14 protein-coding genes are annotated in these 15538 nt (G+C 71.3%); 7 read left to right on the top strand and 7 right to left on the bottom strand.

What is annotated here, in order from left to right:
• From AB0411_RS19845 to AB0411_RS19825, 5 genes are all read left to right on the top strand, one after another.
• Positions 1-881, top strand: an 881-nt coding sequence (locus AB0411_RS19845) for a hypothetical protein (RefSeq protein ID WP_366418596.1), incomplete at its 5' end; no start/stop codon positions are given.
• A gap of 20 nt (positions 882-901) precedes the next feature.
• Positions 902-2008 carry a 23S rRNA (adenine(2503)-C(2))-methyltransferase RlmN gene (gene rlmN / locus AB0411_RS19840; protein ID WP_159469665.1) on the top strand — a complete coding sequence of 369 codons (1107 nt, stop codon included), beginning with the start codon at positions 902-904 and terminating at the stop codon, positions 2006-2008.
• A gap of 256 nt (positions 2009-2264) precedes the next feature.
• Positions 2265-3341, top strand: a complete 1077-nt coding sequence (locus tag AB0411_RS19835) for a thiamine ABC transporter substrate-binding protein (RefSeq protein WP_366418595.1) — start codon at positions 2265-2267, stop codon at positions 3339-3341.
• Positions 3342-3379: 38 nt separating this feature from the next.
• A complete protein-coding gene (locus AB0411_RS19830; RefSeq protein WP_366418724.1) occupies positions 3380-5047 on the top strand; it encodes an ABC transporter permease in 1668 nt (555 codons plus the stop codon).
• Positions 5048-6121: an ABC transporter ATP-binding protein gene (locus tag AB0411_RS19825; RefSeq protein WP_366418594.1), complete on the top strand. Its 1074-nt coding sequence runs from the start codon at positions 5048-5050 to the stop codon at positions 6119-6121.
• Between the two features lie 182 nt (positions 6122-6303).
• On the opposite strand, the gene AB0411_RS19820 is transcribed toward AB0411_RS19825, so the two are convergent.
• From AB0411_RS19820 to AB0411_RS19810, 3 genes are all read right to left on the bottom strand, one after another.
• Entirely contained in the window at positions 6304-7233 is a 930-nt protein-coding gene (locus AB0411_RS19820) for a hypothetical protein (protein ID WP_366418593.1), read from the bottom strand.
• A 176-nt stretch (positions 7234-7409) separates the two neighbouring features.
• Positions 7410-8576, bottom strand: coding sequence for an LOG family protein (locus tag AB0411_RS19815; RefSeq protein ID WP_366418592.1), 1167 nt, complete (start codon positions 8574-8576; stop codon positions 7410-7412).
• Between the two features lies 1 nt (position 8577).
• Positions 8578-8985: a MarR family winged helix-turn-helix transcriptional regulator gene (locus AB0411_RS19810; protein WP_366418591.1), complete on the bottom strand. Its 408-nt coding sequence runs from the start codon at positions 8983-8985 to the stop codon at positions 8578-8580.
• A gap of 117 nt (positions 8986-9102) precedes the next feature.
• Here AB0411_RS19810 and AB0411_RS19805 point away from each other — a divergent pair, with 117 nt between their 5' ends.
• Positions 9103-9543: a RidA family protein gene (locus tag AB0411_RS19805; protein ID WP_366418590.1), complete on the top strand. Its 441-nt coding sequence runs from the start codon at positions 9103-9105 to the stop codon at positions 9541-9543.
• A 393-nt stretch (positions 9544-9936) separates the two neighbouring features.
• On the opposite strand, the gene AB0411_RS19800 is transcribed toward AB0411_RS19805, so the two are convergent.
• The 4 genes from AB0411_RS19800 to AB0411_RS19785 all read right to left on the bottom strand — a co-directional run bounded on the left by AB0411_RS19800 (position 9937) and on the right by AB0411_RS19785 (position 13874).
• The gene (locus AB0411_RS19800) at positions 9937-11100 is read right to left on the bottom strand and encodes a hypothetical protein (RefSeq protein WP_366418589.1); all 1164 of its coding nucleotides are present in this window, start codon (positions 11098-11100) and stop codon (positions 9937-9939) included.
• Positions 11082-11822: an ABC transporter ATP-binding protein gene (locus AB0411_RS19795; protein WP_366418588.1), complete on the bottom strand. Its 741-nt coding sequence runs from the start codon at positions 11820-11822 to the stop codon at positions 11082-11084. Before AB0411_RS19795 ends, AB0411_RS19800 begins: the two co-directional genes overlap by 19 nt.
• A 214-nt stretch (positions 11823-12036) precedes the next feature.
• A complete protein-coding gene (locus AB0411_RS19790; RefSeq protein ID WP_366418587.1) occupies positions 12037-13398 on the bottom strand; it encodes an aspartate aminotransferase family protein in 1362 nt (453 codons plus the stop codon).
• A gap of 2 nt (positions 13399-13400) precedes the next feature.
• Positions 13401-13874, bottom strand: a complete 474-nt coding sequence (locus AB0411_RS19785; RefSeq protein ID WP_018087114.1) for an Lrp/AsnC family transcriptional regulator — start codon at positions 13872-13874, stop codon at positions 13401-13403.
• Between the two features lie 179 nt (positions 13875-14053).
• On the opposite strand from AB0411_RS19785, the gene AB0411_RS19780 reads away from it, so the two are divergent.
• Positions 14054-15508 carry a gamma-aminobutyraldehyde dehydrogenase gene (locus AB0411_RS19780; RefSeq protein ID WP_366418586.1) on the top strand — a complete coding sequence of 485 codons (1455 nt, stop codon included), beginning with the start codon at positions 14054-14056 and terminating at the stop codon, positions 15506-15508.
• Positions 15509-15538: the final 30 nt, after the last annotated feature.

Raw genomic sequence — 15538 nt, 5'->3', positions numbered from 1 at the left:
CGGGCGGTGCCGTGGTGCTGGGCGGAGCGGTGGTGCTGGGCGGTGCCGTGGTGCTGGGCGGAGCGGTGGTGCTGGGCGGTGCCGTGGTGCTGGGCGGTGCCGTGGTGCTGGGCGGAGCGGTGGTGCTGGGCGGTGCCGTGGTGCTGGGCGGAGCGGTGGTGCTGGGCGGAGCGGTGGTGCTGGGCGGTGCCGTGGTGCTCGGCGGAGCCGTGCCCCCGCCCGGAGTGGTACCGGCGCCGGTCGTCGTGGTGGCGCCCGTCGTCGTGGCACCCGTCGTGACGCTGGCGCCGGTCGTGGTCGTGGTGGCGCCTGTGGTCGTGGCACCCGTCGTGACGCTGGCGCCGGTCGTGGTGCTGGTCGCGCCCGTGGTCGTGGCGCCGGTCGTGCTCCCGCCGCCGACCCCGCCACCGAAGCCGCAGAGCCTCGGGTTCCTGACGAGCCTGCCGGTCCTGACGTTCACCAGGAGGACCCTGCCCGAGCTGTCGCGGATGAACTTGCAGATGATGTTCGGCCTCGTGTCCGGCTTTGTTGTCGCACTCTTCGTCGTCTGCGGTGCCGCCGCCACGTCCATCACGCCTGCCGTGCCGGCCATGACCGCGGCCAGGAGGGACGCTCCGATCACGCGGGGAAGATGCTTCCGGATGCCCGTCGCCATGATGCCTCCTCGAGGGAATTGCTACGTACCCCCAGCCTGGGAAACCGGCCATGACCGAGGCGTTGATCCGGCGCGACCCCGGCGTGACGCTGCTCGGGAGGGCCCGATGAACCGAGCGCATAGTGGGAGGGGCAGGGCACGGCGGACCAGGGGCCAACAGACAGGACGCGGGACCACAGGGGGTGACTGCCCGCTCACCGGCTCCGACCAGGGCGCCCCAAGATGATCTGCCACACTGGACGCACCATGCCTGCACCCGGAGAACTCACTTTCGTCGCGCCGCGCGGGGCCAAGAAGCCCCCGCGGCACCTTGCCGATCTCAGCCCCGTCGAGCGTCGTGAAGCGGTGGCCGCGATCGGGGAGAAGCCGTTTCGCGCCAAGCAGCTGTCGCAGCACTACTTCGCCCGCTATGCGCACGACCCGGCGCAGTGGACCGACATCCCAGCGGCGGCGCGCGAGAAGCTGGCGACCGAGCTGCTGCCGGATCTGATGAAGGTCGTCCGGCACATCTCGTGCGACGACGACACCACGCGCAAGACCCTGTGGAAGCTGCACGACGGCACGCTCGTCGAGTCCGTGCTGATGCGCTACCCGGACCGGGTCACCATGTGCATCTCCTCGCAGGCCGGCTGCGGGATGAACTGCCCGTTCTGCGCCACCGGCCAGGCGGGCCTGGACCGCAACCTCTCGACCGCCGAGATCGTGCACCAGATCGTCGACGGGATGCGTGCGCTGCGCGACGGCGAGGTGCCGGGCGGTCCCGCGCGGCTGTCCAACATCGTCTTCATGGGGATGGGCGAGCCGCTCGCCAACTACAAGCGGGTGGTCGGCGCGATCCGGCGGCTGACGGACCCCGAGCCGGACGGGCTGGGCCTGTCCCAGCGGGGCATCACCGTCTCCACCGTCGGCCTGGTCCCGGCGATGCTGCGGTTCGCCGACGAGGGCTTCAAGTGCCGGCTGGCCGTGTCGCTGCATGCGCCCGACGACGAGCTGCGCGACACCCTGGTGCCCGTCAACACGCGCTGGAAGGTGCGCGAGGTGCTGGACGCGGCCTGGGAGTACGCCGAGAAGTCCGGGCGGCGGATCTCGATCGAGTACGCGCTGATCCGGGACATCAACGACCAGGCGTGGCGCGGTGACCTGCTGGGACGGCTGCTGAAGGGCAAGCGGGTCCATGTGAACCTGATTCCGCTGAATCCGACGCCCGGTTCGAAGTGGACCGCGTCGCGCCCCGAGGACGAGCGGGCGTTCGTCCAGGCCATCGAGGCGCACGGCGTGCCCGTGACCGTCCGTGACACCCGCGGCCAGGAGATCGACGGCGCCTGCGGGCAGCTCGCGGCCTCGGAACGCTGACCGCCCGCTGGTACCGTGTGATCGAACAAATGCACATTCCGACAGGGGAGCGCCACAGCGCTGAGAGTGCGGAAGCGCCGTAGTCCTACGGTGCCCGCAGACCCTTGAACCTCGCCCGGGTCATTCCGGGTAGGAAGTTCGGTCGTCACTCATGCTGTTGCGCCCTGCCCGAAGTCCCCTCACCGCGCCGTCCGGCGCGGTGGGCCGCGGACACCGGGCAGGGCCGCGTCTCTTCCTGGCCAGCCAGGAGGAATCAGTGAGCACCATCAGCAGGATCACCGTCACGGCGCTCGCCGCCGCGGTCGGCATGTCCGCGCTCGCCGCATGCGGGGACCCGGGCGGCGGGGCCGCGGACGCCAAGACCGTCACGCTCGTCAGCCATGACTCGTTCAACATCTCCCGGTCCGTCCAGGCCGCCTTCGAGAAGGAGAGCGGCTACAAGGTCAAGATCCTCAGGGGCGGGGACGCCGGCAAGGCCGTGAACCAGGCGATCCTGTCCAAGGGCAACCCCCAGGGCGATGTCTTCTTCGGCATCGACAACACCCTGCTCTCCCGCGGCCTGCACGAGGGCCTCTTCAGCCCGTACCGCGCCAAGGGGCTGGACAAGGTGCCCGCGGCGCTGCAGCTCGACAAGGGCGAACACCGCGTCACCCCGCTGGACTACGGCGACATCTGCGTCAACTACGACCGCGACTACTTCGCCCGGCACAAGACCGCGCCGCCGAAGAGCTTCGCCGACCTGCTCAAGCCCCGGTACAAGGGACTGCTCGTCACGGAGAACCCCGCCACCTCCTCCCCGGGGCTCGCCTTCCAGCTCGGCACCATCGCCACCTACGGGGAGCACGGCTGGCAGGGCTACTGGAAGAAGCTCAAGGCCAACGGCGTCGAGGTCGTCGACGGCTGGGAACAGGCCTACAACGACCGGTTCTCGGGCTCCGCGGCCGGCAAGGGCAAGGGCGACAAGCCCCTGGTGGTCTCCTACGCCTCCAGCCCGCCCGCCGAGGTGCTGGGCAAGAAGCCCGCGCCGAAGGAGGCACCCACCGGGGTCGCGACCGGCACCTGCTTCCGCCAGATCGAATTCGGCGGCCTGCTCAAGGGCGCGAGGAACGTCAAGGGCGGCAAGGCGCTGCTGGACTTCCTGGCCGGCCGGGAGTTCCAGGAGGACGTACCGCTGCAGATGTTCGTCAACCCGGCGCGTGCGGACGCCAAGGTGCCGGAGCTGTTCACCAAGTACGGCACCACGATCGGCAAGCCCACGACGCTGCCGCCCGAGACGATCACCAAGAACCGCGAACAGTGGATCAAGCAGTGGTCCTCGCTCGTTCTGAAGTAGCCCGCACCCGGCGCCTCGTGCCCGTACGGGGAACGGCGGTGCGGCTCGGCCTGATGGCGGTGCCGCTCGCCTTCTTCGCGTTGTTCTTCGCCTATCCCGTCGTGGCGATCGTCGGACGGGGGCTCAAGGACGGCGGGCAGTGGCAGCTCGGCCGGTTCGGCGCCGTGCTCGGTGACCCGGACATCGCCCATGTGCTGTGGTTCACCGTCTGGCAGGCGGCGGCCTCCACGGGTCTGACCCTGCTGATCGCGCTGCCCGGCGCGTATGTGTTCGCGCGCTTCGCCTTCCCCGGCAAGCAGTTGTTGCGGGCGGTGGTGGCGGTGCCGTTCGTGCTGCCGACCGTCGTCGTCGGCTCGGCCTTCCTGGCGCTGGTCGGGCGCGGCGGGCTGCTGGACGAGCTGTGGGGCCTGCGCCTGGACACCTCGGTGTGGGCGATCCTGCTGGCGCACGTGTTCTTCAACTACGCGGTGGTCGTACGGACCGTCGGCGGGCTCTGGGCCCAGCTCGACCCGCGTCAGGAGGAGGCCGCGCGGATGCTGGGCGCCGGGCGGTTCGAGGCCTGGCGGCGGGTGACGCTGCCGGCGCTGGGGCCCGCCGTCGCGGCCGCCGCGCTGATGGTCTTCCTCTTCACCTTCACGTCCTTCGGGGCGGTGCAGATCCTGGGCGGGCCCACCTTCGCGACGCTGGAGGTGGAGATCTACCGGCAGACCGCGGAGTTCCTCGATCTGCCCACGGCCGCCGTCCTCACCATGGTCCAATTCGCCGCGGTGCTGGGCGTGCTGGCCCTGCACGCCCTGGCCGTGCGCCGCCGGGAGAGCGCCCTGCGGCTGGTGCCCGCCGCGCAGACCGCGCACCGGCCGCGCGGCCGCGGCCAGTGGGCGCTGCTGTGGGGGACGCTCGGCGTCATCACCGTCCTGCTCATCGTGCCGCTCGCGGTGCTCGTGGAGCGGTCCTTCGACGGACCGGACGGCTACGGAGCGGGCTTCTACACCTCGCTGCGGTCCGCCGCCACCGCCGACAGCACCTTCGCCGTCGCACCCCTGGACGCCCTGGGGAACTCCCTCGCCTACGGGGCGGCGGCCACGGCGATCGCGCTGGTGGTGGGCGGGCTGGCGGCCGCCGCGCTGACCCTCCCCCGGCTCCGGCGGGGGCCGTCGGGGCGGACGGCCTGCGTCAGCCGGTTCGTCCGCGGCTTCGACGCGCTGCTCATGCTGCCCCTCGGGGTGTCCGCGGTGACCGTCGGCTTCGGATTCCTGATCAGCCTCGACACGCCCCCGCTCGACCTGCGCGCCTCATGGTGGCTGGTGCCGCTCGCCCAGGCGCTGGTGGGTGTGCCGTTCGTGGTCCGGACGATGCTGCCGGTCCTGCGGGCGGTCGACGGACGGCTGCGGGAGGCGGCCGCCGTGCTCGGCGCCTCGCCGTGGCGGGTGTGGCGCGAGGTCGACCTGCCGATGGTGCGGCGGGCCCTGCTGATCGCCGCGGGCTTCGCCTTCGCCGTCTCGCTCGGCGAGTTCGGCGCGACGGTCTTCATCGCGCGGCCGGACCAGCCGACCCTGCCGGTCGCCGTGGCACGCCTGCTGGGGCGTGCGGGAGAGCTCAACTACGGGCAGGCGATGGCTTTGTCGACCATCTTGATGGTGGTGTGCGCCGCCGCCCTGCTGATACTGGAGCGCCTGCGCCCCCTCGACCACTCCGGGGAGTTCTAGATGACGGCACGGGCCGGGACCACTGCGCAGGAACTGCTGCGGCTGGGCGGGGTGACCGTCCGCTTCGGCACGGCGGGGCGCCCCGCGCTGGACGCGGTCGACCTGGACGTCGCCGCGCACGAGATCGTGTGCGTCCTGGGGCCGAGCGGCAGCGGCAAGTCCACCCTGCTGAGGGTGGTCGCAGGACTCCAACGGGCCGACGCGGGGACGGTGTTGCTGGAGGGCCGGGACCAGTCCGGGGTGCCCGCGCACCGGCGAGGGGTCGGCCTGATGTTCCAGGACCACCAGCTCTTCCCCCAGCGGGACGTCGAGGGGAACGTCGCCTTCGGGCTGCGGATGCGGCGTGCCGCACGCGGGGAGCGGGAGCGGACGGTCGCCGAACTCCTCGACCTCGTCGGCCTGCCGGGCGCCCAGGGGCGCGCCGTGGCCTCGCTGTCCGGCGGCGAACAGCAGCGGGTCGCGCTGGCCCGTGCGCTGGCCCCCCGCCCCCGCCTGCTGATGCTGGACGAGCCCCTCGGGCAGCTCGACCGCGGGCTGCGCGAACGGCTGGTCGTCGAACTCCGCCGGCTCTTCCGCGAATTGGGCACCACCGTATTGGCGGTCACCCACGACCAGGGCGAGGCCTTCGCGCTCGCCGACCGGGTCGTGGTGATGCAGGACGGCCGGATCGCGCAGACCGGCACCCCGCTGGAGGTCTGGCAGCGGCCCGCCACCGAATTCGTCGCCCGCTTCCTCGGCTTCGACAACGTGGTCGGAGCGACGGTGCAGGGCGAGGCCGCCGCCACCCCCTGGGGCAAGGTGCCGGTCCCGGACGGCACTGCGGACGGACCGTGCCGCCTGCTCGTCCGCCCGGCCGGGGTGCGGCTGACCGCCGCCCCGGAGGGCCTGCCCTGCACGGTCGCGGCCCGCACCTTCCGCGGCACCCATGTCGCGCTGCTGCTCCGGCCGGCCGCCGGACCGCAGGTGGAGGCGGCCTGCGCACTGCGGGACGCGCCGGAGGTGGGGGAGCGGGTGGGCATCGCCTTCGCGGCCCAGGAGGTGGTGGTGCTGGACGCGCCGGAATCGGCGGAATGAGTGTGGCGGGTGTGAGTGTGACGCGTGGGGTCGGCTGAGCGGGCCGGGTGAAGCGGGCTGAGCGGGCCGGGTGGGGTCGGCCGAGCAGCGTGTCGGCTGAGCAGCGTGTCGGCTGAGCAGCGTGTCGGCCGGGCACGCGGAGAGGGGCCGGGCCGGTCCCGCCTCCCCGCGTCCCTAGGGCCTCAGCGGGCCGCCACCTCCGTCTTCGCCTCACCCGTCCCCGGCGCAGCGGCCTCCGCCCCCGGTTCCGGCTCGCCGAACCAGGCGACCGCGACGGCGCCCGCCACGGCCACCACGAACCCGAGGGCGGCGACCCAGGCGAACCCCGGGCGGGAGGAGTCGCCCAGCCACAGCACCCCGAGAATGCCCGGGACCACCGTCTCGCCGACCACCAGCGCCGCGGTGGCACCGTTCACCGACCCGATCTGCAGGGCGACGGTGTGCAGGTACATGCCGCCGATGCCCGCGACGAGAATCGCGTACAGGGCGGGGTCGCCCAGCAGCGTCGGCAGGTGGAAGGGGTCCACGCCGTTCAGCACCCGTACGCCGACACCGAGCGCGCCGAAACCCAGCCCGGAGAGCAGGCCCGCGAGGATCGCGGCCCGGCCGCCGAGCAGCCGCACGATCAGCGTGCCGCCGCCGATGAGCACGACGGACGCGACGAGCAGCCACCAGTGGGCGGCGATCGGCGTGTGGCCGCTGCCTTCCGGCCCGGCGGCCGTCGCCAGCAGCACCAGCGCCCCGCAGACCACGGCGATCGAACTCCACTCGGCCCGGGAGAGCCGGATGCCGAGCAGCTTGATGCTCAGTACGGCGGTGATCACGAGGTTGGCGCTGATCACGGTCTGGGAGAGGAACAGCGGCAGCAGCCGGGCGGCCAGCGCGCCGAGCGCGAACCCTATGAAGTCCAGCCCGGTGCCGACCATGAACTCCCAGGTAACGGCGGCCTTCGCGGTCGACGACAGGCTGGGGCCGCCGTGCTGGGTGACCCCGGTCGTGGAGGCCTCGGCCGCCTCCCTGCGGGCGGATTTGCGCGAGCCCACCGCCTGCAGGACCGATCCCGTGCCGTAGCAGGCCGACGCCGCCACGGCCGTGAGAAGACCGATGATCACCAAGAGCTCCGTTCGACCGCTGTCCACACCATGTGTTCTGTGTCCGGCCTGGCAGACGCGCATTTCAGGACGGGAGTTGCCTCCCCGGGCGAATCCACCGTCCGTTCGGGGGAGGCGGAGCCGGGGCACTGACGCGACGCGGGCGGGTCACGGGGCAAAGGCCCGTCGGCGCCGGGTCAGGAAACGCTCTCGGAGCGGAGCCGGGCCAGTGCCTCCGGAGCTTCGTCCACCGAGTCGACCAGGGCGATCCTGGCCGCCATGGGGCGGTCCGCCGCGAGCGCCTGGAGCAGCGGCCAGGTGGGGAGCCGCTCGGTCCAGTGCGCGCGGTTCACCAGCACCATCGGGGTCGGCTCGCCCCGGGACTGGTAGTAGTTGGGCGTCGCGTTGTCGAAGATCTCCTGGACGGTTCCGGCCGCGCCCGGGAGGAACACCACGCCGGCGTTGGAACGCGCCAGCAGACCGTCCTCGCGCACCGCGTTGACGAAGTACTTGGCTATGTGGGACGCGAAGACGTTCGGCGGCTCATGGCCGTAGAACCAGGTGGGGATGCCTGCCGAGGCCCCGCCGCCCGGATGGCTCCGCCGGATGTCGAAGGCGGCCCGCGCCCACTCGGTGACCGACTCGGAGAAGTGCGGTGCCTTGGCGAGGCGTTCCAGCGCCCCGTCGAGCATCTCGTCCTCGAAGGGCGCGGCGTACGCCCCGAGGTTCGCCGCCTCCATCGCGCCGGGGCCGCCGCCGGTCGCGACGGTCAGGCCGCTGCGGGTGAGCCGGCGCCCGAGCCGGGCCGCGCCCGCGTAGTCCGCGGATTCGCGCCGCAGGGCGTGGCCGCCCATGATGCCCACCACCTGCGCACCGGCGAGGTGTTCGCCGAGGGCGTCCGAGACGGCGTCGTCGTGGATGCTGCGCAGCATCGAGGCGAAGATGTCGCCGTCCGACTTGGTCTCCTGGTACCAGTGGTAGGCGCGGGCGTCCGGGGTGGCGTCGTAGCCGGCCTCGGCCAGCCCCTCGAAGAGCTCGTCCGGGCCGTACAGGCTGCCGCGGTAGGGGTCGAACGGCAGGTCAGGCACGGGCGGGAAGACGAGGGAGCCGCCGGCCCGTATCTTGGCGGCGGCGTCCGGCTCCATGACGCAGCCGAGGAAGACGGACTCCGTGGTGTCCGTGCTGAGCAGCGCGAACGTACGATCCGTCAGATCGACCGACTGGACGCGGTGTCCGGCGAGGCTGCCCGCGGCGACCACCCGGTCGAACTCCGGCAGGGACTCGATCTCGTGGTCGCGGTTGTCGTCGTGGGCCGGGAAGCGGCGGGACGCTGAGGACTTTGAATTCGACTGCACGTCCGTCATGTTAGGACCGCAGCGATGCCACCAGAGGACCGAGGTGCCCGTCCGCCGCCGCGGCGTCGAGAGCGGCGCGCAGGGCACCGTCGTAGGTCGGGCGCGCCTGTTCGTGGACGTCCCGGCCCTGATCCGTGATCACGCTGTAGACCCCGCGCCGGTCGTCGGGGCACAGGTCGCGGCGGGTCAGACCGGACGACTCCAGGCGGGAGGCCAGCCGGCTCACGGAGCTCTGGTTGAGGCCGATGAGGTCGGCGAGTTCCTGCATGCGCAGCTCGCCGTCGTCCGCCCGGGCCAGCCGGGCGAGCGCGCGGTACTCGGACAGGCCGATGCCGTGGTGTTGCTGCAGGGCCTTCGCCAGCTCCTGCTCGACGCGTGTGTGCAGTGCCCCGAGCCGGTCCCAGTGCTCCGCGTCCATCGCCCTCCGCCTTCTTCTGCCGTGTACCGACGGGCTCTTGACAGCAGCGTACATGCAGCGGAAACTAATGCATGCGCATGCAAGTGATGTAGGTGCATGGAACCAAGGGGGAGAAGCATGACGACGACGATGCCGGCGCCCGCGGACGTCACGGCCGGGACGCAGGACCGGCCGGAGATCGAACGGATCGCCACCGCACCGGACTGGTACGAGCCGTACCGGATCTCGCAGGCCATCAGGGCGGGCGGACTGATCCATGTCTCGGGGCAGGCCGGAATCGACGAGCAGGGGCGGACGGTCTCCGACGACTTCCTGACGCAGGGGCGGCAGGCGTTCGCGAACGTCGAGCGCGTGCTCGCGGCGGCGGGCGCCTCGCTCGCGGACGTGGTGAAAGTGGGCATCTTCGTGACGGACATGGCTGCCGACCTCGGTCATGTCCTCACCCTGCGCGGGGAGTTCCTGTCCGAGCCCTACCCCGCGGACACCCTCCTGGAAGTGTCGTCCCTGGCCCAGCCGGACTGGCGGATAGAGGTCGAGGTCACGGCTCTGGCCCGCTGAGGGGCCAGGGGCGCCTTCCGAGTGGGATGGGGCTCCGGCTTTCGGGCCGGATGGGGCGCCGCATGCCCGGTGGGGTGGGGTATCGCTTACCGGGCCGGGCCGGGCGGGGCGTTGGCTAACCCGCCGGATAGGGCATCGCGCGGTGTCCGTGCGTCCGTTCGGCTCTGGGCTGCGGTGTGTTGCCGGGCCGTGCGGGAGGCCGGGGCTCGGTCGGCCCTGCTCGACCCGGCCCGGCCCGACCTGGCCCAGCTCAGCCCGGCCCGGATGCGGTGGGCCGGCCGGGCCGGGCCGCGGCGAGAGGGGCGGTGCGGACGGAGGCGGGGCGGCGCCGGGGCCGTCGCGCCCCGGCGCGCCGGTTCTCCCCGGCTCTCCCCAGACCTCCTCCCCGTCCCCTCAGTGCACGAGCGGAAGCGTGGCCATCTCCGCGACGGTCCAGGTCAGAGGTGCCAGGACGATCACCAGAGCCAGGGCGCGCAGGGCCGCTGCCCGGTAGAGGACGGAGGCGGAGGCACCCAGGCGGCGGAGGGCGGCCGTGGTGTGGGCGCGGGCCGAGCGGGATTCCAGTGCGGCGGTGAGTGCGCTGGCGGTGACGCAGGCGAGGACGACCGCCGCGCCGACGGCGGTGAGCGGTCCGAACGGACGGGAGGCCGAGGCCTCGTACACCTTCATGGCGGCGTACGCGGCGGACCCGACCGCGCACAGGACGCCGAGCGGGCGGCCGAGACGGTGCGACTCCTCCTGCAGTACCCGCCCGGACAGCAGGCGCAGTGCGCCGGGCCGGCCGGCGCAGAGGAGCCGGCCGCACAGGTGCACCAGACCGGGCCCGGCCAGCACCAGGCCGAAGGCCGACAGCGCCCAGCCGGCCAGCACTCCCGGCGGGCTGCCGACCAGCCGGCCGGGGAGCGGCAGCAGCCCGCCGTGGGCGCCGGGGACGCGGCTGGTGTACGCCTCGATGGCCAGGCCGGCGGCGGTCAGGGCGATGCCCCACGGGAGACCGGACGGCGGGGCGATCCGGGGGCGGCTCTCGGTCTCGGCGTCGCCGGCCTCGTGGCGGGGGCGCAGCGCGACGGCGGTCGCCACCGCCGCGGTCAGCGGCACGGTCGCCAGCAGCAGGAGGGTGCCGACGAGCGGCAGCGGATGGCCGGTGCCGAGCAGGTCGGCGTCGAAGCGGACGGCGGACGGACCGCCGAGCTCGCCGCGGAGACGGAGGAAGGCCAGCAGTGCGGCGAGGACACCGAGCAGACAGGTCAGCGTGGTGGAGACGGTGGCGAGCAGGGTGAGACGGAGCGGGCCCAGACCGGCCGCGGTCATACCGCGCTGGAGGCGGGCGGCGGGATCCGTCCGGGCCGTGGACACCGCGAACTGGGCGGTGGCGGCGAGCGGGGCGGTGCACCACAGCAGGCGTACCAGTGACTCGTCGGCCGCGGACGGGTGACCGGCGGCGTGGCCGATGGTGGAGAGCAGCAGGAAGCCGGTGCCGGCCGCGGCGAGGGAGACGCCGAGGCGGCGCAGCAGGACGAGGGGGTGGGAGCCGCGGGCTAGACGGAGAGCGAGCACGCTGCCCTGCTTTCCTCATCGGAGGAACCGGCGGCCTCGGGCGCGGCGCTGGACTGGCGGCCGTCGAGGAGAGTCAGGGACCGGTCGGCGAGCGTGGCGATGTCCGGGTCGTGGGTCGCCAGCACGACGGTGATCTGGTGCGAGCGGGCCGCGGTGGTGAGGGTGCGCAGCACCTGGGTGCCGTCGGAGCGGTGCAGCGGCGCGGTCGGTTCGTCGGCGAACAGCACCTGGGGGGTGGTGGCGAGGGCGCGGGCGATGGCGATGCGCTGGCGCTGGGACTGGTCGAGCTGGGCGGGGCGGCGCCGCGCGCACATGCCGACGTCGAGGCGGTCCAGCCATTCGACGGCGGTGTGCTTGGCGGCGCGGGTGCCGGTGCCGCGGAGCAGGAGGGGGAGGGCGGCGTTCTCCCACGCGGTGAGTTCGGGAACGAGGTGCGGCTCGGTGTCGATCCAGCCGAACCGGTCCAGGCGCAGCCGTTCACGGCTGGGGGAGGAGAGCGTGTGCACGGGGGAGCTGTTGAACCAGACCTCGCCCTCGGACGGGACCAGTTGACCGGACAGACATTTGAGGAGGGTGGTCTTGCCACTGCCACGCGGGCCGGTGACGGCGAGGATCTCGCCTTCGCGGACGCCGACGGAGACTCCGGCGAGGGCCGAGGTGCCGCCGTGCGTGTGGTGCAGGCCGCGGGCCCAGAGAACGTCGTTGTCAGGCGGGGCCACCATCTGCGCACCTCTTGTTGTAGGCGTCGAATCGTTCCCCCGACCGGGTGAACGACCATGGAGGGTATCGGTCACTAGCACGGTAAGGACTGGTGACCCCCGGTATTCGTGGCTTGGCAGCACAACGGCCCAGATTCACTCGTATGGCTTGAAACGAGTGAATCCGAGCCGTTGGATCTTCAGTTGTGAACGAGTGCACCAGCCGGTGCCCCGGGGATCAGAGCTTGGTCCAGGCCTCGGTGAGGACGGAGCGCAGGATCTGCTCGATCTCGTCGAAGACCGGCTGGTCCGCGATCAGCGGCGGGGCCAGCTGGATGACCGGGTCGCCACGGTCGTCGGCGCGGCAGTAGAGGCCGTTGTCGTACAGCGCCTTGGAGAGGAAGCCGTACAGGACGCGCTCGGTCTCCTCCTCGTTGAAGGACTCCTTGGTGGCCTTGTCCTTGACGAGCTCGATGCCGTAGAAGAAGCCGTTGCCGCGGACGTCGCCGACGATCGGCAGGTCGTGCAGCTTCTGCAGGGTGTTGAGGAAGTTGCCCTCGTTGTCGAGGACGTGCTTGTTGAGGCCCTCGCGCTCGAAGATGTCGAGGTTGGCGACACCGACGGCCGCGGAGACCGGGTGGCCGCCGAAGGTGTAGCCGTGCAGGAAGGTGTTGTCGCCCTTGTAGAACGGCTCGGCCAGGCGGTCCGAGATGATGCAGGCGCCGATCGGGGAGTAGCCCGAGGTCATGCCCTTGGCGCAGGTGATCATGTCCGGGACGTAGCCGAACTTCTCGCAGCCGAACATCGTGCCGAGGCGGCCGAAGGCGCAGATGACCTCGTCGGAGACGAGCAGCACGTCGTACTGGTCGCAGATCTCGCGGACCCGCTGGAAGTAGCCGGGGGGCGGCGGGAAGCAGCCGCCGGCGTTCTGCACCGGCTCCAGGAAGACCGCGGCGACGGTCTCGGGGCCCTCGAAGAGGATCTGCTGCTCGATCTGGTCGGCGGCCCAGCGGCCGAAGGCCTCGGGGTCGTCGCCGTGGATCGGGGCGCGGTAGATGTTGGTGTTCGGGACCTTGTGCGCACCGGGGACCAGCGGCTCGAAGGGGGCCTTCAGGCCGGGCAGGCCGGTGATGGACAGGGCGCCCTGCGGGGTGCCGTGGTAGGCGACGGCCCGGGATATCACCTTGTGCTTCATCGGCTTGCCGGTGAGCTTGAAGTACTGCTTGGCCAGCTTCCAGGCGGTCTCGACGGCCTCGCCGCCACCGGTGGTGAAGAAGACCTTGTTGAGGTCGCCCGGCGCGTGGTGGGCCAGACGCTCGGCAAGCTCCACGGCCTTGGGGTGGGCGTAGGACCACACGGGGAAGAAGGCCAGCTCCTGCGCCTGCTTGTAGGCGGTCTCGGCGAGCTCGACCCGGCCGTGGCCGGCGTTGACCACGAAGAGGCCGGCGAGGCCGTCGATGTAGCGCTTGCCCTTGTCGTCGTAGATGTTGGTGCCCTCACCGCGCACGATCGTGGGCACGGGGGCATTCTCGTACGACGACATGCGGGTGAAGTGCATCCACAGGTGGTCGTATGCCGTCTTGGAGAGGTCGCCGCTCATTGCTATCTCGTTCCCCAGGTGTAGGTCTGCTTGCGGAGCTTGAGGTACACGAAGCTCTCGGTGGATCGGACGCCGGGAAGCGTGCGGATCCGCTTGTTGATCATTTCCAGAAGGTGGTCGTCGTCCTCGCAGACGATCTCGATGATGAGATCGAAGGAGCCTGCCGTCATGACGACGTACTCGACCTCTTCCATGGTCGTCAGGGCGTCGGCCACGGGATCGAGGTCGCCTTCGACGTTGATGCCGACCATTGCCTGCCGACGGAAACCGACCGTGAGGGGGTCGGTGACCGCGACGATCTGCATCACGCCTTGATCGAGCAGTTTCTGTACGCGCTGGCGTACCGCCGCTTCGGACAGGCCGACGGCCTTGCCGATGGCGGCGTACGGACGGCGCCCGTCCTCCTGGAGCTGCTCGATGATCGCCAGGGAGACGGAGTCGATCGACGGGGTGCCGTTTCTGTCACGAGTGGCCACGTCGTTCACTGTGCACGAGCCTCGTCTGTCTTGCAACCCCAAATCGATGAAATTAGTCGTGTTGCGATCGAGATTCCACTGATTCCGTTGTTCCTGAGTGGCGGGTGTGTTGAAAACGTGGGTTCCATGGCTAGGGTGGATGTCCACACCACCGGATATCTGACTGAAGGGGGCGCACAGTGACCACCGCACTGCGTCGTCTGCGCAACTACATCGACGGGGAGTTCCGGGACGCCGCCGACGGGCGGACCACGGAGGTGGTCAATCCCGCGACGGGTGAGGCGTACGCCACCGCCCCTCTCTCGGCCGCCGCCGACGTGGACGCGGCCATGGCTGCCGCCGAAGCCGCCTTCCCCGCCTGGCGCGACCTGATCCCGGCCGAGCGCCAGAAGGTCCTGCTCAAGATCGCCGACCGTTTCGAGGAGCGGGCGGAGGAGCTGATCGCCGCCGAGTCCGAGAACTGCGGCAAGCCGGTCGCGCTCGTACGCTCCGAGGAAATCCCGCCGATGGTGGACCAGATCCGCTTCTTCGCGGGTGCCGCCCGGATGCTGGAGGGCCGCGCGTCCGGCGAGTACATGGAGGGCTTCACCTCCATCATCCGCCGCGAGCCGGTCGGCGTCTGCGCCCAGGTCGCGCCGTGGAACTACCCGATGATGATGGCCGTGTGGAAGTTCGCCCCGGCGCTGGCGGCGGGCAACACCGTCGTCATCAAGCCGTCCGACACCACCCCGGCCTCCACGGTGCTGATCGCCGACATCATCGGCAGCGTGCTGGACGAACTGGGCCACTCCCGCGGCGTGTTCAACGTCATCTGCGGTGACCGCGAGACCGGCCGCCTGATGGTCGAGCACAAGGTCCCCGCGATGGCCTCGATCACCGGCTCGGTGCGGGCCGGCATGCAGGTCGCCGAGTCCGCCTCCAAGGACCTCAAGCGGGTCCACCTGGAGCTGGGCGGCAAGGCGCCGGTCGTCGTCTTCGAGGACACCGACATCCCCAAGGCCGTCGAGGACATCTCGGTGGCCGGCTACTTCAACGCCGGCCAGGACTGCACGGCCGCCACCCGCGTCCTCGTCCACGAGTCCATCCACGACGAGTTCGTCGCCGCGCTGGCCAAGGCCGCCGCGGAGACCAAGACCGGCGCGGTCGACGACGAGGACGTGCTCTACGGCCCGCTGAACAACGCCAACCAGCTCAAGCAGGTCAAGGGCTTCATCGAGCGGCTGCCCGCGCACGCCAAGATCGAGGCCGGCGGCGAACAGGTCGGCGACAAGGGCTACTTCTTCGCCCCGACCGTCATCTCGGGCCTCAAGCAGGACGACGAGATCGTCCAGCAGGAGGTCTTCGGCCCGGTCATCACCGTCCAGTCCTTCGCGGACGAGAAGCAGGCGGTCCAGTGGGCCAACGGCGTCGAGTACGCCCTCGCCTCCTCGGTGTGGACCAAGGACCACGCCCGCGCCATGCGGATGTCCAAGACCCTCGACTTCGGCTGTGTGTGGATCAACACCCACATCCCGCTGGTCGCCGAGATGCCGCACGGCGGATTCAAGAAGTCCGGCTACGGCAAGGACCTTTCGGCCTACGGCTTCGACGACTACACCCGCATCAAGCACGTGATGACCTCGCTGGACGGCTGATCCGGCGGCCCGGACGGCTGGTCCGGGGAC

Origin of the sequence: Streptomyces angustmyceticus (genome assembly GCF_040701845.1) — a bacterium.
Classification (GTDB): Bacteria; Actinomycetota; Actinomycetes; order Streptomycetales; family Streptomycetaceae; genus Streptomyces; species Streptomyces angustmyceticus_A.
This window is presented reverse-complemented; position numbering and strand designations above follow the sequence as displayed.

Excerpts from the sequence above, each read along its gene's own strand:
- AB0411_RS19790 (WP_366418587.1), bottom strand. The coding sequence starts at position 13,398 with ATGAGCGGCGACCTCTCCAAGACGGCATACGACCACCTGTGGATGCAC.
- AB0411_RS19825 (WP_366418594.1), top strand. The coding sequence starts at position 5,048 with ATGACGGCACGGGCCGGGACCACTGCGCAGGAACTGCTGCGGCTGGGC.
- AB0411_RS19810 (WP_366418591.1), bottom strand. The coding sequence starts at position 8,985 with ATGGACGCGGAGCACTGGGACCGGCTCGGGGCACTGCACACACGCGTC.
- AB0411_RS19795 (WP_366418588.1), bottom strand. The coding sequence starts at position 11,822 with ATGGTGGCCCCGCCTGACAACGACGTTCTCTGGGCCCGCGGCCTGCAC.
- rlmN (WP_159469665.1), top strand. The coding sequence starts at position 902 with ATGCCTGCACCCGGAGAACTCACTTTCGTCGCGCCGCGCGGGGCCAAG.
- AB0411_RS19805 (WP_366418590.1), top strand. The coding sequence starts at position 9,103 with ATGACGACGACGATGCCGGCGCCCGCGGACGTCACGGCCGGGACGCAG.
- AB0411_RS19815 (WP_366418592.1), bottom strand. The coding sequence starts at position 8,576 with ATGACGGACGTGCAGTCGAATTCAAAGTCCTCAGCGTCCCGCCGCTTC.